Below are 19063 nucleotides of genomic sequence, written 5' to 3'. Positions count from 1 at the left end.
TAATTAACAAGCCTATGATGTGATCGGCTAAATAAGTAGAGGTCGTGAGATAGGAACCACTTATGGTCGATAAAAAAATTTCCCATAAGTGGCTTAGTGCTCAGGTTACTTCAGTGCACCAGAAAGGAACTGCTGCAAGCGGGTACTCTTTGGGTTACCAAAAAGTTCAGCCGGCGGGCCTTCCTCTTCAATTACGCCTTTGTGTAAAAAGATAACATGGCTGGAGACATGACGGGCAAACTCCATTTCATGGGTTACCACCACCATAGTTTTCCCCTCCTCTGCCAGCTTTTGCATAATACGCAATACTTCGCCGACTAATTCAGGATCCAGTGCGGAGGTGGGTTCATCAAACAGTAATACATCCGGTTCCATCGCCAATGCCCGGGCAATGGAGACGCGTTGCTGTTGCCCACCAGATAGGTGCACCGGATATTTGGCGCGTGCGCGCTCATCAATTCCGACTTTATCCAGATAACGGATAGCTCGCTCTTTGGCTACTGACTTACTCAGCCCCAAGACTTGAACCGGCGCCTCCATCACATTTTCCAACACCGTCATATGGCTCCACAAATTAAAATGTTGGAATACCATCGTCAGGCGAGTGCGTAACAGTTGCAGCTCTTTTTTATCAAAAACTTTCAACTGCCCATCTTTATCTCGTACCAAACGGATATCACGATTATTTACACTAATCGAGCCTTCACTGGGTTTTTCCAAAAAGTTGATACAGCGTAAAAAAGTGCTTTTCCCTGAACCGGAAGAACCAATAATGGAGATAACATCCCCTGCTTTAGCTGAAAGTGAAACGCCCTTGAGTACTTCGTGTTCACCGTAATGCTTATGCAATTCCGTCACAGACAGTTTGGTTTCAGCTATTTTAGTTTCTAATGTGTCAGTCATAAGGTCTCCGTACTTAATGCGATGCCTGAGGTTTTATATGAGCCAGCCAACGTTTCTCTGCCTGGCGGAACAGGCTAATTAGCGTAAAGGAGATAATCAGATAAAGTACGGCAGCAATACCAAAAGCATAAAACGGCTGATAAGTTGCGGCGTTAATATCTCGCGCTATTTTCAGAATATCTGGCACTGTGGCAGTAAATGCCAGAGCGGTAGAGTGCAGCATTAAGATTACCTCATTACTGTAGGCCGGTAAGGCAATACGCAGTGCAGAAGGTAAAATAATACAGCGATACAATTTAAAACGTGAAAAACCATAGGCTCTGGCGGCTTCGATTTCACCGTGTGGCACCGAACGAATGGCACCGGCGAAAATCTCAGTGGTATAAGCACAGGTATTCAGTGTCAGCGCCAAAATAGTGCAATTCAAGCCACTGCGGAAAAAGGCATTTAACAGGTCATTGCCTCGGACAATCTCTAAACTGTACATACCGGAATAGAATACCAATAATTGTACATATAGAGGCGTGCCACGAAAGATATAAGTAAAAACCCAGACCGGTAAACGAATCCAACGCCGTTCGGCTACCCTTGCGACTGCCAAAGGAATTGCCAGTAACCCGCCCATCACTACCGAGGAAATAAGTAACCATAAGGTGACAGCCATCCCGGTAAAGCGGTAGCCATCGCTCCAGAGCAACGCTTGCCAATATTGTTGCAGGATTTCTATCATAGCTCAGCCCTCTTCACCCCATGGGAATAGCGCCGTTCTAGCCACAGTAATACGCCATTCGATACCGTGGTGAAGATGAGATAGACCACTCCGGCCACTAAAGCGAAGAAAAACGGCTGGTAAGTCCCTTTGCCTGCCAACTGTGTGGCCTTAACCACATCATTTAATCCCAGAATAGAGACCAGTGCCGTTGCCTTTAGAATGACTTGCCAGTTATTGCCAATACCCGGCAGTGCGTAGCGCATCATGGCAGGAAACATGATTCTGCGGAAAATCTGGCTAGGGGTGAAACCAAATGCCGTCGCTGCCTCAATTTGGCCGCTGGGTACGGCCATATATGCGCCACGGAAGGTTTCAGTGAAATAAGCACCATAGATAAAGCCAAGGGTAATAATCCCAGCGGAGAGAGGATCAATATTGATTTGTTCAAAACCAATTGATTCAGTAATGCTATTTAGGGTTATCTGCAAACCATAGAAGATAAGCAGCATTAAGACTAAATCGGGTACACCACGGATAAGTGTGGTGTAACACTCAAACAAGCCAGATAACAGCCGGTTTGATGATAACTTTCCACCGGCACCAATCAAGCCGATAATCACTGACAGCAGCACTGAACACAGTGCCAACTCCAGCGTCACCAGCGCACCTTCAAATATCAGTTTCGAATATCCATCCAGCATCTGGGTTATCCTGTTTTACTGAGTAAGGAGTCTGGTTAATTGCTATGTTTAATTGCATGTAGAGGCCCCTGCCACTCTTGGCAGAGGCTCTAACGGCAAAGGTGCTTAACCGCCGTAAACATCAAAATCGAAATACTTTTTCGCGAGCTTGTCGTAGGTGCCATCTTTGCGCATTTCTGCAAAGGCTTTATCCAGCGCCGCTTTCAGTTCCGCATCATCTTTACGCAAGCCCATACCGGTACCTACGCCAAAGAACTGATCATTTTTTACTGATGGGCCAGCGAAAGCATAGCCTTTACCCGCTTCTTGTTTCAGGAAACCTTCACTGCCTGCAACTTCATCCTGGAAAGCCGCATCAATGCGCCCTGAAGCCAAGTCAGCGTAGATCAAGTCCTGATTTTGATAGGCAACCACATCGATACCTTTTGGCTGCCACTCAGCATTGGCGAATGCTTCCTGCGTAGAGCCTTGCAACACCCCAACACGTTTGCCTTTCAAGGCGACTAATGTTGGCTCTATTTTACTGTCTTTGGTCGCGATTAAACGGGCATTGGCAGCGTAGAGTTTGTCGGTGAAAGCAATCTCTTTCTGGCGTTTTTCCGTGATGGAGAGTGAGGAGATAATGGCATCGATTTTTTTGGCTTTGAGTGATGGGATTAATGCATCGAAGTCACTTTCAACAAAAGTACATTTAGTATCGATACGTTTGCATAACTCTTTTGCTATATCGATATCAAAACCTACCAATTCACCACTGGCATTTTTGGATTCAAAAGGAGCATAAGTTGGATCAGTACCAATTTTGACATCTTTCGGAATGGCAGCAAAAGCACTGCTGGCAGCAGCTAATGCTAAGACTAGCGGAAGAACCAACATCTTCTTATTCATACATAACCCTCAAATTGATTTTCGATGCCAGAAAGCGCGTTAATGTTCTGTACAACCCAGAGCGTTCATAAATCAATTTGCAGTAATCGTGCCAGTAATCATCTGGTAGGAAAGCTAATTCCACCACCGCTTAACTAGCACGATCACCACGAAATACAGGCATCAAGTCGTATACAAAAATCGAATACCACACTCATGCCATGATACGCGTTCTAAAACAGGATCATTGTGGTGCATAATCCGCCCCATTTCAGTGCGATGTTGCACAAATGTATCAATTAAGGGAAAAATGTTAATTATTGCCTTGCCATCGTGTAAACAGGTCTTCAGGCAGTTCGATGTCAAATTGATCGATAACCCGATTAACGGTCTGATCAACAATATCTTGAATGGTTTGTGGTCGATGATAAAACGCAGGCATTGGCGGCATAATGGTAGCGCCCAGCTCAGCGGCTTGTACCAGCAGGCGTAAATGCCCTAAATGCAACGGGGTTTCACGCACACATAACACTAGCGGGCGGCGCTCTTTTAAGATCACATCCGCGGCGCGGGTCAGCAAACCCTCGGTATAGCTATGGACAATTCCAGATAACGTTTTGATTGAACAGGGTAAAATAACCATACCTTGCGTTTTGAATGATCCGGATGAGATACAAGCAGCAATGTCACGTGAGTCATGTACAACATCGGCCAGTGCCTGCACATCCTTCACGCTAAATTCCGTTTCCAGCGCCAGCGTCTGGCGCGCCGCATTACTGAGAATAAGATGAGTTTCCACACCCTCGACATGTTGCAGCACCTGTAACAGCCGTACGCCATAAATGGCACCGCTGGCACCGCTAATGCCGATAATAAGTCGTTTCATGGGGTATAGCCTCGCACTGACGTTATGCCTTATAGAGTGAGCATAACATAAAGAAATATCGCCCGACTTTGCCGTATCAAGTACGGATTAGCAAGTTATTGGCCCCGTTTTGCCACAATACCCATGGCCCTCGGCTAGATAACAAAAAAGGTGCACCGCGCCGGAACGCTGGTTGCACCTTTTTGATTCACACTCTGCCGATAACTGAAGATACCCAATAAATTTCAAGTTGCAGCAAGGCACTAAACAGCGACCGCATCGCAAGATCCGTGGATTGGTCGAGGCCAACACATCTGCAACCTGAAAGATAACGGGTATTACCCTTCGTTATGCATCTCCAGATTCTCGGCTTCGTTATGATTACGTAATGCCTGCGCATCATCGTTACGTAACGATTCAAGATATTCCAGATAGCTCTGATCGACATCTTTAGTCACGTAAACGCCGTTAAAGACCGAGCACTCAAACTGGGTGATGTCTGGGTTATCTTCGCGTACTGCCTCGATAAGATCGCTAAGGTCCTGGAAAATCAGTGCATCGGCACCAATCAACTGGCGGATTTCATCCACTTCACGACCATGGGCAATCAATTCGTTCGCACTTGGCATATCAATGCCATACACATTCGGGAAACGAATTTCCGGTGCCGCAGAGGCGAAATAGACCTTCTTCGCCCCAGCCTCACGCGCCATCTCGACAATCTGTTCTGATGTGGTGCCACGCACGATAGAGTCATCCACTAATAAGACGTTCTTATCACGGAACTCTGCGCGGTTGGCATTCAGTTTACGGCGCACAGATTTACGACGTTCCTGCTGACCCGGCATGATAAAGGTACGGCCAACATAACGGTTTTTCACAAACCCCTGGCGGTACGGTTTATCTAGAATACGGGCAATTTCCAGCGCGATATCGCAAGATGTTTCCGGGATAGGAATGACAACATCAATATCCAGATCTTCCCACTGCTTGGCAATTTTGGCACCCAACTTCTGGCCCATGCGCACGCGCGCACTGTAAACAGAAATTTTATCCATAAAGGAGTCTGGGCGAGCAAAATACACATACTCAAACAAGCACGGATTGTATTTCGGATTTTCAGCACACTGGCGGGTAAACAACTGGCCTTTTTCCGTGATATACACAGCTTCGCCCGGCGCAACATCCCGCAGGAATTCAAAGCCAAGGGTATCCAATGCCACACTTTCAGAAGCGACCATATATTCATTGCGGCCATCAACTAACGTGCGTTTACCAATAACCAGCGGGCGAATACCGTTAGGGTCACGGAACGCGACCATCCCGTGGCCGATAATCATCGCAACACAAGCGTATGCCCCACGGATCAACTGATGTGTTGCGGCAACAGCAGCAAAAATATTGTCTGATTCCAATGGATAATGTTGGAAACGGTCCAATTCACTGGCAAAAATATTCAGCAAAATTTCCGAGTCAGAAGTGGTGTTCACATGACGGCGAGAAACTTCGAATAATTTCTTTCTCAGTTGGTGAGCGTTAGTCAGATTACCGTTATGAGCGAGAGTGATGCCAAACGGTGAGTTAACGTAGAAAGGCTGAGCCTCGGAAGCACTGGAACTGCCAGCCGTCGGGTAACGAACATGGCCAATACCCATATTCCCCTGTAAGCGCAGCATATGCCGGGTTTCAAATACATCCTTCACCAAGCCGTTTGCTTTACGCAGCCGGAACCCATTATGGGCATCAATGGTAACGATGCCCGCAGCATCCTGGCCTCGGTGCTGAAGCACCGTCAGCGCATCATAAATCGACTGGTTTACCGGTGCAAAACCGGCGATACCGACAATACCGCACATGTTGTCTTTTCCTCATAAGCCGCTCCGAATCGGTAATTGATTCGGTAAGAAACTCGACGTGCTCTGCAGGTAGTCAAAGAACCACCTGATTATATAACTGAACTGCGGGATTAATTGTGACTGTTTCCAGTCAACACTCTGTGAGAAGCCGGTAAACGTATCCAGAAAGAACAGCATGGCAGAGACTATCAGAACACCTCGCAGCGCGCCAAAACAGACACCCAGCACCCTGTCAGTTCCTGATAAACCAGTACGTTCAACCAACGAACCAATCACATAGTTAACAATAGCCCCGACGATCAATGTCGCGATGAACAAAATGCCGATGGCAATTCCGTTGCGAACTACTTCATCTTCAAAACGCGTGAAATAGACAGCAAGGTAAGTGTAAAAATGGCTGGCAACAAAAAACGCACATCCCCATGTTACAAGTGACAATGCTTCACGGACAAAACCCCGGATTAAGCTGACCAATGCAGAAAATCCGATAATCCCTATAATGACGTAATCAATCCAGACCATGACTATTCCAATGACGAAATCGCCGCTGCATCCTGTTCGCGGCGAATTCTAACAGAAAAAGAAAACGTTTGCGTAGGGGAATTCTTACCCGCGACAAATTAAAGTGCGGCGATTTTAAAAACAACAATCGCCGCACAAACTTAGCTCAAAAACCCCGTACACCCTGATATCTTAACTCTCGGCATAAACCTTAACGCGCCGTGCCATAGGGCTTAACTTGCCCATTCAGGCCGCTTAATGAATTAAGCTCTGGCAGCGCAGATTGCAATTTTTGTTTTGACGCATCTGGCCCGACATACACACGGGTTATTTGGCCTTGAACCGGCGTTGCAGGCACCGTAAACGCCCGATGACCTGACAAGCGCAGCGTCGCCACGATTTCATTCACTTTAGCTGCGTTTTTCAACGCGCCCAGTTGGACGACATAAGCCTGCCCTACCGGTGCTTTTTCTTCTGTGACCGGTTTAGTTTCCGGCTGAACGTCCGGTTTAACCTCAGGTTTAGGTTTCACTTCCTGCGGTTTTTTCTCTACCGGTAGCGGTTTGACCTCAACCGGTTTCTTCTCAACAGGTTTCACCTCAACCGGCTTACTCTGTATCACTGGCGGTGCCACGATAGTCGGTTCAGACGGAGGGTTACCAGCATCATTAGCAGCCTGAGAGGCGGAATCATCTTTGGGGACATCCACGGCTTGCGCCGCACCTTCCGGTGGAGCAATAGGCAGAGGTTGACTGACCGGACCAACCGCATCGATCTCCTGACTATCACCTGGTTTTGGCACTAATGGGATAGCGGCGAACTCATCCTCATAATGCTTCTTTTTACCATCCAGTAGCCCCGGCAGCACAATCACGCCTAACGCCACCAGAATTATGGTCCCGACTAAACGGTTCTGGAACTTACTTGCCACTCGCACTCCCAATTCAATGCCTTGATAAACTCAAGTTGTCACAAATTCAGGCTGTCATAAATCCAATACAGCCATCACATGAGCGACAGTATGGAAAGAACCACAGACAATAACCACATCCTGTGGTTTTGCATCCAACATAGCCTGACGCCAGGCCGTTTCTACATCGCTAAACTGGCGTGATAACTCCAAATGCCCGGCTAATTGCTCCGCCGTCGCCCCACGCGGCCCTTCAAGCGGCGCGCAGTACCATTCATCGACTTGTTCAGATAAACAGGCCAGCGTCCCGCCGATATCTTTATCTGATAGCATACCTACCACAGCCCGTACTTTACCGTGTTTTGGCAATCGAGCCAGCCTGTCGGTGAGATAACGTGCTGCATGCGGGTTATGGGCTACATCCAAAATCAGCAGTGGTTGCTCACTGACAACCTGAAAACGCCCTGGCAAACTGGCAGCCAACAAGCCCTGGCGAATAACCTTATCGCTTAAAGGCAGGCCAGAATAGTGCAATACGGCCAAAGCTGTCGCCGCATTTGCCAAAGGTACGTTTGGTAAGGGTAGATTGGTCCAATGATGGTTGCCACACTGCCAATCCCAGGCATTTTCTTGTTGTTCACCTGGCTGTTGTTGGCTAAACCGCCATGCGTCATCACGGCGATACAGTTGTGCCCCCAATTGCGCCGCAACATCGGCAATCGACTGCGGCATATCCGGTTCGCCAACCACGGCAGGTTTCCCCGCACGGAAAACACCAGCCTTCTCGCGGCCAATGCTTTCTCGATCGAAGCCCAACCAGTCAGTATGGTCTATGGCAATACTGGTAATAGCCGCAACATCAGAATCGACTATATTGGTCGCATCCAAACGTCCACCCAGCCCCACTTCCAGAATCACTACATCAAGCTTAGCCTGCTTAAATAATTGCAGCGCAGATAAGGTGCCAAATTCGAAGTAAGTCAGTGATATACCCGCGCGCCCGGCTTCAATTTGAGCAAAAGAGTGGCTGTGTTCAGCCTCAGACAGTTCTTGCCCCTGAATACGGACTCGCTCGGTGTAACGCAAAAGGTGAGGTGAGCTGTAAACCCCGACCCGCAGACCCGCTGCAAGTAAAATTGATTCCAGGGTACAACAGGTGGTGCCTTTGCCATTAGTACCGGCAACGGTGAAGACTTTTGGGGCAGGGTTAAGCAGATCCAAACGCTCAGCAACCTGTTTAACACGTTCCAGACCCAACTCGATTGGTTGAGAGTGCAAACGTTCAAGATAGTAAAGCCACGCGGCCAAAGGCGACGTGGCTTGGGGAATTTGATGGTTTTTCATGAGTCCCGTCACTGGCCTTTATACCCATCATACTTCAAGCTGCATGTGCGTTGACTGCTTTCGTTGCTCGGCCCCGTCCATGGACCTCGCCTCTGCGAGGCCGCTGCAAGCAGCGTTCAAATCGGTTCCTGACCGATTTGTCACCCGAATCAATGACTAGCGTCAACTCATCAGGATTATGAGCCTCTAATGAGACTCACCCTGCGGGCCAGCGCAAGCGATGTTCAACATGGTTTACAACCAAGTTGTCACTCAATTGCCGCCTTCCTGCAACTCAAATTATTTTGGGTAAATATTTTCTTTTTTAAAGCTATAAAGCTTAAGTTGCGACAATGCACAACAACCGAGCATCACCTTATCAGGGTGATGCCCGCGTGGATAATCAGGCTTCGGCCTGATTATCCGCCTGAGCAGTATCGGCTTTACTCTCAATCACACTGGGTTGTGGCTGATGCGTTAATTTAGACAAGATGCTGGCAATTGTCTGACGCATCACCGGGCGGCGAACGATCATGTCGATAGCGCCTTTTTCAATCAAGAACTCACTGCGCTGGAAGCCCGGCGGCAGTTTTTCCCGAACGGTTTGCTCAATAACCCGTGGACCAGCAAAACCGATTAAGGCTTTTGGTTCTGCGATATTGATATCACCCAACATTGCCAGACTGGCGGAGACACCACCCATGGTAGGATCCGTCAGCACAGAAATGTACGGCAAGCCACGCTCTTGCATTTTAGCCAGAGCAGCACTGGTTTTTGCCATCTGCATCAGTGACATCAATGCTTCCTGCATACGAGCACCACCACTGGAGGAGAAGCACACCAACGGGCAATTATCTTCCAGCGCCTGCTCAACTGCACGCACAAAACGGGCACCCACCACTGACGCCATTGACCCACCCATAAAGGCAAATTCAAATGAAGCGGCAACGATCGGCATCCCTTGTAAGGTCCCTTTCATGGCAACCAAAGCGTCTTTTTCGCCGGTATCTTTTTGTGCGGCAGAAATGCGATCTTTATACTTTTTGGAATCCTTGAATTTCAGGATATCCTTCGGCTCCAGTTCGCTACCCAATTCAACTTCACTGCCTGCATCCAGTAGCATATGTAACCGTGCACGGGCTGTCATACGCATATGGTGATCACACTTAGGACAAACTTCTAGATTACGCTCTAACTCGGCACGGTAAAGCACCTGACCGCAACTGTCACATTTCGTCCACACCCCTTCAGGAATACTCGCTTTACGGGTTTGTGTAATATTGCTTTTGTTAAGAATTCGTTCAATCCAGCTCATCGATGACCTTTCTGTTTGAACCTGGCTGTTGCCAGTCCGCTGTTCATGCTTTAACCATCTCCCTGAAAACATCCCAACAAAAAATGCCTGAGATACACGCCATTACAACGTGGCTAAGGCACTGGAACTCGGGTTGTCCGCAGGAACAGACCATAAATGTCACTCATTAAACCATATTGGCTCGACAGTGTAGATAAAAAACTGGTCGAACCCACGGCTTAGGTAACGTTTTTACTGATTTTTTTGCCGTGATTGCGCGCGCCGATGCCGCCATACCTCAAATACACCCGGCAAAATTGACACCACAATAATGGCAACAATTAGCAATTTCAGATTGTTCTGCACGATAGGTACGTTACCAAACAGATAACCAGCATAGGTGAATAACAGTACCCATACCAACGCCCCAATCACGTTATAAGCCGCAAAGTGGCGATAAGACATTTTACCCATTCCGGCGACAAACGGCGCAAAAGTGCGGATAATCGGGACAAAACGTGCCAAAACAATCGCTTTACCGCCATGTTTTTCGTAGAACTGATGGGTTTTTTCCAGATAGCTGCGGCGGAAAATTTTGGAGTCCGGGTTACTGAATAGTTTCTCTCCGAACACCCGCCCAATGGTGTAGTTAATAGCATCGCCCAAAATAGCGGCGGTAACCATCAGTGCCACCATAATGTGCACATTGATATCATTGGACGGTAATGCTGCCAACGCACCGGCCACAAACAGCAAAGAATCTCCTGGCAGGAACGGCGTCACCACCAGACCGGTTTCACAGAATAAGATCAGGAATAAAATGGCGTAAACCCAAACCCCATACTGCGCCACCAGCTCCGCCAGATGGACATCAATATGCAAAATAAAATCAATAACGAAACGTATAAATTCCATAAATACTCTCAAATGGTAAACATACTTGTGCTTTGAGTGAGTGAGATTAGCTGAACTTCCTTAGGTATTCCTTAGCCCAAGGCGACCTCACTCATCAATGTAGAGAAATCAGTCGTCTGCCAAAAAAAGGGGTCCCATTGGCGCTGTTGGTAACGCAAAGCGTTCGGGGTAATCAACCGCGACTAAATACAACCCTTCGGCTTTCGCTGTTGCCGCAGCACGTGATCGGTCTTTCAGTGCCAGCAACTGGGCCATCCAGTTGACATCCTGATTACCACAGCCAATCTCAATCAAGCTACCAACAATATTACGCACCATATGATGAACAAAAGCGTTGGCCTTGATATCTACCACGATATACGCGCCATGTCGGGTAACTTTGACATGTTTTACATTTCGCCATGGGGTACGCGACTGGCACTGTATCGCACGAAACGAGGTAAAATCATTCTCGCCGAGTAAACATTGCGCCGCTCGTTCCATTTTTTCAGCATCCAGCGGCAGGTAGCAATGGGTTACCCCTTGCGCCAACACCGCTGGACGATAGCGATGGTTAAAGATGATATAGCGATAACGGCGGGCAGTAGCGCTGAAACGGGCGTGAAAATCGTCATCCACTGTTTTTATCCAGCGTACGGCGATATCTGGAGGTAAATGGCTATTGACCCCCATCGTCCAGGCGGCATCTTTACGCACCGCCGAGGTGACAAAATGCACCACCTGCCCGGTGGCATGTACACCAGCATCAGTGCGCCCAGCACAAAATACGCCAATGGATTCATCGGCAACTTTTGACAAGGCAGCCTCCAAACAAGCCTGCACACTGGCAACCTCCAACTGCCGTTGCCAGCCGAAATAGCGGCTGCCGTTATATTCAATACCCAGCGCAATTTTTATACCGGCCGTTTCAGCCACTATGTCTTGTGGCTGAGCCAACTCGAGTTCGGACATCAGTACAGTTGCTCCTGCAACAGGTGCTCCGCCGTTTCAATCGCCATCAATGCGCCACCAAAACGAATGTTGTCGGCCACTGACCAGAACTGCAACACTTCGGGAATGCCATAGTCATTACGCACACAACCAATACTCAGCACCTCACTGCCCGAGGCATCACTGACCTGTGTTGGATAATCATCCTCTTCAGATAATTGGATATCTTCGCAATTTTCCAGTTCGCTGCGCGCTTCATCTGCGGAGATTGGGCGCAAGGCTTCCAGATGAACCACTTGTGCCTGACCGTAAAATACCGGTGATTGAATGCAACTCACCGAGATAGGCAGACCTTCGTCTTGCAATACTTTGCGCACCTGATCAACCAGACGGCGCTCTTCACGCACACTGCCCTCTTCATCAGCCAGCAACGGCAACACGTTAAATGCCAGTTGTTTGGCGAAGATACTTGGCTCCGCAGGAATGCCATTTAACAACTTGGCACTTTGACCGGCCAGATCGTCCACAGCGGCCTTGCCATGGGCGGAGGCTGAAATCAATGCAGTGACATGCACGCGGGACAAGCCAGCCTGTTCCGTCAGTGGTTTAATCGCCGTCAGCAACTGGCTGGTCAGGCTATCGGCTACCGCCACAATATTGCGATTGCGATATTCTGCCAGCACCTGAGGATTCACACTTGGCACCACCAGCGGTACATCTGGTTCCATCGCGAACAGGCCACTGCTGTCGATAACCAAGCAACCGGCATTCGCCGCTTCTTCCGCATAGAGTTGTGAGGCTTCGCGCCCGGCAACAAAGAAAGCTAACTGCGCCTGAGACCAGTCAAATTCAGCAACATTTTCAACCAGTAAACTTTTACCATTAAAGCGCACAGAAGCACCGGCGCTGCGTTCGCTGGCCAGCGGATACAATTCACCAACCGGGAACTGGCGCTCATTTAACAGCTCCAGCAAAGCTTCACCTACTGCGCCCGTTGCTCCTAACAGAGCAATATTCCAGCCGTCAGACATGTTGGTTTTCTCCACTAACGTTCATTAAATTACAAGGGTTCATTCAGATACTAAGATCGATTGAAAGAGAAAGGCGGTAAAAAAACCGCCTGACAATCAATAAATTAACGTTTATACCGCGCTTATAATAACTGTGTACTAAAGCCTAATTTCTGCAACAGTTCAGCACTGGCAGCATCATCGCACTGCACGCAGAGTGATGACCACTCACGGCGTTCCTGATAGTGCTTACGCAGCCGATCAAACTCACCGGGGATACCGGCCACATGGCGCAGTGGCGCATCATCGCGGCGCACATCATACACCAAGTGCATCAATCGTTTTAATTTGCCTTCATCCAACGCACCGTTCAGTCTCAAGTGGCTAAACTCCGGTTGAGGCAATAAAGAAGCTAGCTCTACCGACTGCGGCTGCCCCAGATGTTGACTAAAAGCTTCAAACACTTGTGTGGTACCACGTGCTTTACCTTCCAGCGTATAGCCGGCGATATGTGGCGTCCCGATATCAATCCGCCCTAACAGCGGCAAAGATAATTCCGGTTCCGGTTCCCATACATCCAGAACCACGCTGAGTTTTTTACCTTTTTCCAACGCACCAAGCAGCGCAGCATTATCCACCACGGCTCCGCGGCAGGCATTAATCAGAATACGGCCATCCGGCAAGGCTGCCAGTAATTCATCGTCCGCCATGTGCAGGCTTTGATAAGGGCCGGTTTTATTCAACGGCGTATGGAAAGTGAGAACATCTGCCTCTCGCACCAGTTTTTCCAGCGGCCAGAAAGTGTCGTTATCACCTCTGTCTGCTCGTGGTGGATCGCACAGTAAAGTCCGCACACCAAGGGCTTGTAGCCTGGTATTCAATCTGGCCCCGACATTCCCCACCCCAATAATACCGACAGTTTTGTCACGCAATTGGAAACCATCACGTTCGGCCATCATCATCAGTGCGGAAAAAACATATTCCACAACCGCAATGGCATTACAACCGGGAGCTGCGGAGAAACCGATTCCCTGTTGCTGTAGCCAGTTATCGTCGACATGGTCGGTACCGGCGGTTGCCGTGCCCACAAAGCCAATTGACGTACCTTGCAGCAACGCCTCATTCACTTTGGTAACCGAGCGCACCATCAGTGCGTCAGCATTAGCCAGTGCTTCACGGGGGATTGGCCGCCCCGGCACTGCCTGTACCTCACCTAAACGCCGAAATAGCACATCTGCGTACGGCATATTCTCATCAACCAGGATTTTCACTTTATTCTCCGGCAGCTTACTGCCCTATAGATGAAAAGCAGGGACTTAGTATATACCCAAAGAAGTTAGAGTTGCAGCCAACCCCCTACAGCTTCAGGATGAAGACGATCCCCAAAATCATTAGCGTTGCAGGTAGGCGGCAAGCGAATAAATCCCGATGAGCTGACTCAAGTCAGTGATTCGGGTGCGTGAGCATAGCCAACCCCCTACAGCTTCAGGATGAAGACGATCCCCAAAATCATTGGCGTTGCAGGTAGGCGGCAAGCGAATAAATCCCGAATCACTGACTCAAGTCAGTGATTCGGGTGCGTGAGCATAGCCAACCCCCTACAGCTTCAGGATGAAGACGATCCCCAAAATCATTGGCGTTGCAGGTAGGCGGCAAGCGAATAAATCCCGATGAGCTGACTCAAGTCAGTGATTCGGGTGCGTGAGCATAGCCAACACCCCTGCGGCGTCAAGGATGAAGGGGATTGTTGCGACGAAAACGCTCCGGCGTAGTCCCTGCAATTTGCTGGAACATGGCGATAAAAGCCGATGAGGAGCTATACCCAACATCCAGTGCGACACTTTGCACGGTTTTGCCCTTTTCTAACAATGAGATCGCATGTAAAAAACGCAGCCGCTGCCGCCATTCGCTAAAAGCCATACCCAGTTCTTGTTGGCAGCGGCGCGATAACGTCCGCTCGGTGGTATAGACCCGCTTAGCCCACTGCGCCAGCGAGGTATTGTCCGCCGGGCAGCGCTCTAGCGCCGCCAGAATAGGTGACAGTAATTTATCCTGTGAGGTGGGCAGATAGGTGCGTTGTACCGGTGACAACCTGAGTTGATCAATTAATACGTGGGCTAAGCGCATATCTTGCTCGCTTTCCGGCATCAATAAACCACGGGAGAAGCAATCTTCCACAATGGTATTAAAGATTGGACTGACATTAATCAGGCAAGCTGATAGCGGTAACTCATCACACAGCGTAGGTGCAATATCAATGGCACGAAATTGCATCGGCTTACGGTTATGGCTGGAGTGCTCCATGCCGGCCGGTATCCAGACACTGAATTCAGGGGGGGCCAGAAAACGCTGCCCGCCGATACTCATCGCTACCACACCTGACTTTACGCAGATCAACTGCCCGTAAGGATGGGTATGCGGCAAAAACTCAGTATTGGCATTAAAGGCCTCACAGCGAAAGGAAAGGCTCAGTGGCACGGTTGTGGCAACCACCGGGAAAGAGGGTTCTGCCATCGTGAACTGTCTCCTGTAAAAAATGATTCCTGCCGAGATTGTCCTAATCGCAGCAGTTATTGTCTGATTTTCAGTATATAGAATAAATCAGACAACTGTAGACTACGTCACATGTTATTTAGATGAGAATTATTATCATGAATATGTTATTCCCCCTGTTCGCGGTGATCATCTGGTCCATCAATGCCGTAGTCAGTAAGGTCTCTGCCACCGCAATTGATCCCGCCGCCATCTCGTTTTATCGCTGGGTGCTGGCGTTGCTAACGTTAACCCCATTCTTGCTGCTGGGTGTTATCCGCAATTGGCAGGCAATCCGCGTTTATTGGTGGAAATTGATGATATTGGGGATGCTGGGGATGGTGCTGTACCAAAGCCTGGCGTACTACGCGGCTCACAGTGTTAGCGCCCTGTTTATGGGGATTCTCAGTTCGTTAATTCCCTTACTGACTGTGCTTATTAGCATTGTGGTGTTACGAGTCGCCCCCACGGTAGGCATTGCATTAGGTAGCGTGCTGTCATTAGGGGGACTAGTGTGGTTGGTTAGTGCAGGTAACCCGGCACAACTGTTGCAACATGGTATCGGCAAAGGCGAATTGATGATGTTCGGCGCATCGGCATCCTATGCGCTGTATGGCGTATTAACCAAACGCTGGGCGATTCAATTACCCAACTGGCAGTCCCTTTATATGCAGATCGTTTTCGGCGTGGTGCTATTATTGCCTAATTTCCTGATGGCTTCAGATGTGCAATTGACGGCGCAGAATATTCCATTGGTGCTATTTGCTGGGATCCCAGCCTCAATTATTGCGCCTTATTTGTGGATCCACGGTGTGATGCGGTTAGGGGCAAATACTGCGTCGATATTTATGAATCTGACACCGGTATTTACCGCCATTATTGCCGTGGCCTTCCTTCATGAGCAATTACACAGCTATCACCTGATTGGCGGGGGTATCACGCTGGCTGGGGTGATATTAGCTCAGCGCCTGCGCACCCCATTGCGAAGAGCGGCGGCGCAGTAAAAATAAGGTAGCGGCGTATATTCTGCGCAGCTACCCCGGCCCTGTTTTTATTCCGCGCTAACCGCCACCATTGCTGCTTGAGCCTTATCTTTACGATGCAACATCAACACCCCCAGTAATACCAGCGCGCTGCCCAACAATTGGGAGGGAGAGAGTGTTTCGCCCAACAAGAAATATGCAATCACCGCAGTGAAGACCAGTTCCAGCGTTAATAGTAGGCTAGCCACCGCCAAAGAGAGTGTTTTCAAACTGAGATTAAACAGGCCAAACCCCAGTAACGTTGGACCGGCGGCTAAAATTAACAATAGCCCCCAACCAGACCATTGAATGCCATTAGCTCCATGGGATAAGAAAAATAGATCACCCACCATTGGCTGTAACCCAGACAATGGAAACCACAGCAATAACTGATTAAATATCAGTTGGTAGATGGCGGAGAAACCAAAGACGTAAAGAATAGTGTTCCAGACCGGATAACAGCGTTCAGTCGCAATGCGCCCAGCCAGAGTATAAAAGCTGTAACCAATACCGGAGGCCAATCCGATAAATAAGCCAACAAAATTAAAGTCTGATGCAGTAATATTCAGGCCATCGCTGACTAAGAAACAACCCAACAGGCTGATAATAATAACCAGTAATTCACGCCAGCCCATATATTCGTTATAGAAAACCCAGCCGAGAAACACGGTAAAACCGATTGAGCAATAGACCAGAATGGTGGAGATCGACGCACCGTTTAAAGCGACAGATTCAGTCCATAGCCCATTAAAGACCGCCAGCAATAAGCCATATGCCGTATAGAATTTTAGCTGGCACCCGCGTAATTTGGCCCATTCCGGTTTGGTCAGAAGTAAAATAGGTAATAACACCATGGCGACCAGTGCTGCCCGCCAGAAAGCCAATACCGAAGTGGGTAGATGATAATGCGCCGTGAGGATGCGAATTATGATGCCGGTAAAACCCAACAACATGGCACTAATAATCGCCAGCAGATAGCCTTGTCGTTTGCCACTAAACCCGCCGTTGCCCGCCCCGATAGAGCCAAATGCTGATGGGAATAAATCTGCCGGAATCGCCATAACAACCTCATAACTACTTTCAGGATATTAATCAGATAGCGATTGTACCCCCCATGTTCTCTGCCACCAGAGCCACTTTCCCACTGATTGATACAGGCCACTTTTTCCTCTTGAAGCCTTGTTAACCTTGAGTATAGTGACAATATATTATCCACAGTGAGCCACTTTTGGTCGGTGAGACATGCATATTCCGTTAGATCGCCAGCAAGACATTCCACTGTATCTACAAATCGAAGAGGCATTGCGCCGTGCTATCCTCAGTGGGGTGTTTGCTGATGGCGACAAACTGCCCTCAACCCGCACCTTGGCAGCAGAATTATCAGTGAGCCGCCTCACAGTGGATAATGCTTATGCCGAGCTGGCGGCAAAGGGGTTATTACAACAACGTCGCGGCAGCGGTGCCTATGTCTGTCACCTCTCGCCGCCGCCAAGCCATCCGCATCCACGGCTACATGGTGAGTTTCCACTGGATCGTTTTACCACTGTCACCTCAAGGCTGGACGGGTATGCCGATATCCCCTTACCGCCAGATACCATTAATTTTGCTGCTGGCATCGGTAGCCCCAAAATTTTCCCATTGGATGAATTCCGCCAGATCTTGCATTCAATTCTGCGCCGCCATGCTGAAGAAGCATTCAGTTACGGCGATTACTGTGGCTATTATCCATTGCGCGATACACTCAGCCGCATTCTATCCGCACAAGGTATCCCAACACGGCCAGAGCAACTGTTGATAACCAACGGTTCACAACACGCCATCAGTCTGATCAGTCAATCACTGCTGGCCCCAGGTGATAGTGTGCTGGTAGAAGAACCCACTTATGCCGAAGCATTAGCCCTGTTCCGCCTGCATAAAGTGAATATTATTGCTCTGCCCAGCGACCAACAAGGCATGAATCTGGCGACCCTGCCTGCGCTGTTAGCCAGGCATCAACCGAAACTTATCTATTGCATTCCCAACTTTAATAACCCCACCGGACGCTGTATGAGTGAAGAACGCCGCCATCAGTTAGTGCAAATAGCCAGAACTGCTGGGGTGCCGATACTTGAAGATGATTATGTGGGTGACTTGCGTTACAGCGGCAAAAAGCTGCCTTCGCTGCGTTCACTGGCAGCCGCGGGTGAAGTTATCTATGTCAGTACTTTTTCCAAAATGTTACTGCCCAGCATGCGCATTGGTTATCTGGTGGCAGACGCGCCCCATTACATCCAACTGGCGCGCTTAAAGCATGTTGACAGTTTTACCAGCTCGAACCTGATCCAACGGGCGTTGGATGCATTTGTCACTGTCGGGCGCTATGACAAACAACTTCGTCGGGCTTGCCGTTTGTACCGCCAGCACCGTGATGCCATGGTCGATGCCCTCCAGCAGACACTGCCACTCGGCTGCCAGTTTGAAGTTCCTGATGGGGGATTATTTATCTGGCTACAATTGCCAGCAAACGTGCCAATGACTCAATTAATGCCGCTGGCGTGGCAGGCGGGGGTCACTTTCGCTAAAGGTGGCGGGTTTTACCGCGAAGAGTCAGATGGAGAGTTCACCCTCCGTTTGAATTTTGCCGCTAATTCGCCCGAGCTGATTAGCCAAGGAATAGCCAGATTAAGTGCGGCGATTGGTCAGTGCCAAGCATAATATTAATCAAAAAAACGCACCACCAAAA

18 protein-coding genes are annotated in these 19063 nt (G+C 49.0%); 2 read left to right on the top strand and 16 right to left on the bottom strand.

Annotated elements, in window-relative coordinates:
- Window positions 1-105: 105 nt before the first annotated feature.
- The 15 genes from hisP to V1953_RS06485 all read right to left on the bottom strand — a co-directional run bounded on the left by hisP (window position 106) and on the right by V1953_RS06485 (window position 15301).
- Complete coding sequence (gene hisP, locus V1953_RS06555) at window positions 106-903, bottom strand: histidine ABC transporter ATP-binding protein HisP (RefSeq protein WP_005192680.1); 798 nt, start codon at window positions 901-903, stop codon at window positions 106-108.
- Between the two features lie 13 nt (window positions 904-916).
- The gene (locus tag V1953_RS06550; protein WP_083158242.1) at window positions 917-1633 is read right to left on the bottom strand and encodes an ABC transporter permease; all 717 of its coding nucleotides are present in this window, start codon (window positions 1631-1633) and stop codon (window positions 917-919) included.
- Entirely contained in the window at window positions 1630-2316 is a 687-nt protein-coding gene (locus V1953_RS06545) for a histidine ABC transporter permease HisQ (protein ID WP_083158241.1), read from the bottom strand. Before V1953_RS06545 ends, V1953_RS06550 begins: the two co-directional genes overlap by 4 nt.
- Before the next feature lie 105 nt (window positions 2317-2421).
- Window positions 2422-3204, bottom strand: coding sequence for a histidine ABC transporter substrate-binding protein HisJ (hisJ, locus tag V1953_RS06540; RefSeq protein WP_083158240.1), 783 nt, complete (start codon window positions 3202-3204; stop codon window positions 2422-2424).
- Window positions 3205-3496: 292 nt separating this feature from the next.
- Complete coding sequence (locus V1953_RS06535; protein WP_083158239.1) at window positions 3497-4069, bottom strand: UbiX family flavin prenyltransferase; 573 nt, start codon at window positions 4067-4069, stop codon at window positions 3497-3499.
- Window positions 4070-4386: 317 nt separating this feature from the next.
- Entirely contained in the window at window positions 4387-5904 is a 1518-nt protein-coding gene (gene purF / locus V1953_RS06530) for an amidophosphoribosyltransferase (RefSeq protein WP_083158238.1), read from the bottom strand.
- A gap of 12 nt (window positions 5905-5916) precedes the next feature.
- Entirely contained in the window at window positions 5917-6426 is a 510-nt protein-coding gene (gene cvpA / locus V1953_RS06525; RefSeq protein WP_050112971.1) for a colicin V production protein, read from the bottom strand.
- Between the two features lie 190 nt (window positions 6427-6616).
- Complete coding sequence (gene dedD / locus V1953_RS06520; protein WP_372559486.1) at window positions 6617-7336, bottom strand: cell division protein DedD; 720 nt, start codon at window positions 7334-7336, stop codon at window positions 6617-6619.
- A 54-nt stretch (window positions 7337-7390) separates the two neighbouring features.
- On the bottom strand, window positions 7391-8659 hold the full coding sequence (gene folC / locus V1953_RS06515) for a bifunctional tetrahydrofolate synthase/dihydrofolate synthase (protein WP_372569388.1): 1269 nt from the start codon (window positions 8657-8659) through the stop codon (window positions 7391-7393).
- Window positions 8660-9041: 382 nt separating this feature from the next.
- Window positions 9042-9953 carry an acetyl-CoA carboxylase, carboxyltransferase subunit beta gene (gene accD, locus V1953_RS06510; protein WP_083158235.1) on the bottom strand — a complete coding sequence of 304 codons (912 nt, stop codon included), beginning with the start codon at window positions 9951-9953 and terminating at the stop codon, window positions 9042-9044.
- Between the two features lie 231 nt (window positions 9954-10184).
- Window positions 10185-10847, bottom strand: a complete 663-nt coding sequence (locus V1953_RS06505; RefSeq protein ID WP_083158234.1) for a DedA family protein — start codon at window positions 10845-10847, stop codon at window positions 10185-10187.
- A gap of 108 nt (window positions 10848-10955) precedes the next feature.
- On the bottom strand, window positions 10956-11798 hold the full coding sequence (gene truA / locus V1953_RS06500) for a tRNA pseudouridine(38-40) synthase TruA (protein ID WP_083158233.1): 843 nt from the start codon (window positions 11796-11798) through the stop codon (window positions 10956-10958).
- Complete coding sequence (locus V1953_RS06495; protein ID WP_083158232.1) at window positions 11798-12808, bottom strand: aspartate-semialdehyde dehydrogenase; 1011 nt, start codon at window positions 12806-12808, stop codon at window positions 11798-11800. The genes truA and V1953_RS06495 overlap by 1 nt, the downstream gene beginning before the upstream one ends.
- 122 nt (window positions 12809-12930) lie before the next feature.
- Window positions 12931-14058 (bottom strand): 4-phosphoerythronate dehydrogenase PdxB, encoded by a 1128-nt coding sequence (pdxB, locus tag V1953_RS06490; RefSeq protein WP_083158231.1) that lies wholly within the window; start codon window positions 14056-14058, stop codon window positions 12931-12933.
- Between the two features lie 457 nt (window positions 14059-14515).
- Window positions 14516-15301: an AraC family transcriptional regulator gene (locus V1953_RS06485; RefSeq protein ID WP_372569390.1), complete on the bottom strand. Its 786-nt coding sequence runs from the start codon at window positions 15299-15301 to the stop codon at window positions 14516-14518.
- A 137-nt stretch (window positions 15302-15438) separates the two neighbouring features.
- Between V1953_RS06485 and V1953_RS06480 the strand changes: the two genes are divergently transcribed.
- Complete coding sequence (locus V1953_RS06480) at window positions 15439-16323, top strand: DMT family transporter (protein WP_083158229.1); 885 nt, start codon at window positions 15439-15441, stop codon at window positions 16321-16323.
- Window positions 16324-16370: 47 nt separating this feature from the next.
- Here the strand turns inward: V1953_RS06480 and V1953_RS06475 are convergent, their stop codons facing one another.
- Window positions 16371-17402 carry a DMT family transporter gene (locus V1953_RS06475; protein ID WP_420072976.1) on the bottom strand — a complete coding sequence of 344 codons (1032 nt, stop codon included), beginning with the start codon at window positions 17400-17402 and terminating at the stop codon, window positions 16371-16373.
- A 181-nt stretch (window positions 17403-17583) separates the two neighbouring features.
- Here V1953_RS06475 and pdxR point away from each other — a divergent pair, with 181 nt between their 5' ends.
- Window positions 17584-19035, top strand: a complete 1452-nt coding sequence (gene pdxR / locus V1953_RS06470; protein WP_083158227.1) for a MocR-like pyridoxine biosynthesis transcription factor PdxR — start codon at window positions 17584-17586, stop codon at window positions 19033-19035.
- Window positions 19036-19063: the final 28 nt, after the last annotated feature.

The sequence above is a fragment of the Yersinia sp. 2541 StPb PI genome (genome assembly GCF_052217145.1).
In the GTDB taxonomy this organism is placed as follows: Bacteria; Pseudomonadota; Gammaproteobacteria; order Enterobacterales; family Enterobacteriaceae; genus Yersinia; species Yersinia enterocolitica_E.
The sequence above is the reverse complement of the archived record's forward strand: the minus strand, read 5'-3'. Positions and strand labels throughout refer to the sequence as shown.

Excerpts from the sequence above, each read along its gene's own strand:
- pdxR (WP_083158227.1), top strand. The coding sequence starts at position 17,584 with ATGCATATTCCGTTAGATCGCCAGCAAGACATTCCACTGTATCTACAA.
- V1953_RS06475 (WP_420072976.1), bottom strand. The coding sequence starts at position 17,402 with ATGGCGATTCCGGCAGATTTATTCCCATCAGCATTTGGCTCTATCGGG.
- V1953_RS06535 (WP_083158239.1), bottom strand. The coding sequence starts at position 4,069 with ATGAAACGACTTATTATCGGCATTAGCGGTGCCAGCGGTGCCATTTAT.
- V1953_RS06485 (WP_372569390.1), bottom strand. The coding sequence starts at position 15,301 with ATGGCAGAACCCTCTTTCCCGGTGGTTGCCACAACCGTGCCACTGAGC.
- truA (WP_083158233.1), bottom strand. The coding sequence starts at position 11,798 with ATGTCCGAACTCGAGTTGGCTCAGCCACAAGACATAGTGGCTGAAACG.
- V1953_RS06545 (WP_083158241.1), bottom strand. The coding sequence starts at position 2,316 with ATGCTGGATGGATATTCGAAACTGATATTTGAAGGTGCGCTGGTGACG.
- cvpA (WP_050112971.1), bottom strand. The coding sequence starts at position 6,426 with ATGGTCTGGATTGATTACGTCATTATAGGGATTATCGGATTTTCTGCA.
- V1953_RS06505 (WP_083158234.1), bottom strand. The coding sequence starts at position 10,847 with ATGGAATTTATACGTTTCGTTATTGATTTTATTTTGCATATTGATGTC.
- V1953_RS06550 (WP_083158242.1), bottom strand. The coding sequence starts at position 1,633 with ATGATAGAAATCCTGCAACAATATTGGCAAGCGTTGCTCTGGAGCGAT.
- hisP (WP_005192680.1), bottom strand. The coding sequence starts at position 903 with ATGACTGACACATTAGAAACTAAAATAGCTGAAACCAAACTGTCTGTG.
- folC (WP_372569388.1), bottom strand. The coding sequence starts at position 8,659 with ATGAAAAACCATCAAATTCCCCAAGCCACGTCGCCTTTGGCCGCGTGG.
- accD (WP_083158235.1), bottom strand. The coding sequence starts at position 9,953 with ATGAGCTGGATTGAACGAATTCTTAACAAAAGCAATATTACACAAACC.
- V1953_RS06480 (WP_083158229.1), top strand. The coding sequence starts at position 15,439 with ATGAATATGTTATTCCCCCTGTTCGCGGTGATCATCTGGTCCATCAAT.
- V1953_RS06495 (WP_083158232.1), bottom strand. The coding sequence starts at position 12,808 with ATGTCTGACGGCTGGAATATTGCTCTGTTAGGAGCAACGGGCGCAGTA.
- purF (WP_083158238.1), bottom strand. The coding sequence starts at position 5,904 with ATGTGCGGTATTGTCGGTATCGCCGGTTTTGCACCGGTAAACCAGTCG.
- hisJ (WP_083158240.1), bottom strand. The coding sequence starts at position 3,204 with ATGAATAAGAAGATGTTGGTTCTTCCGCTAGTCTTAGCATTAGCTGCT.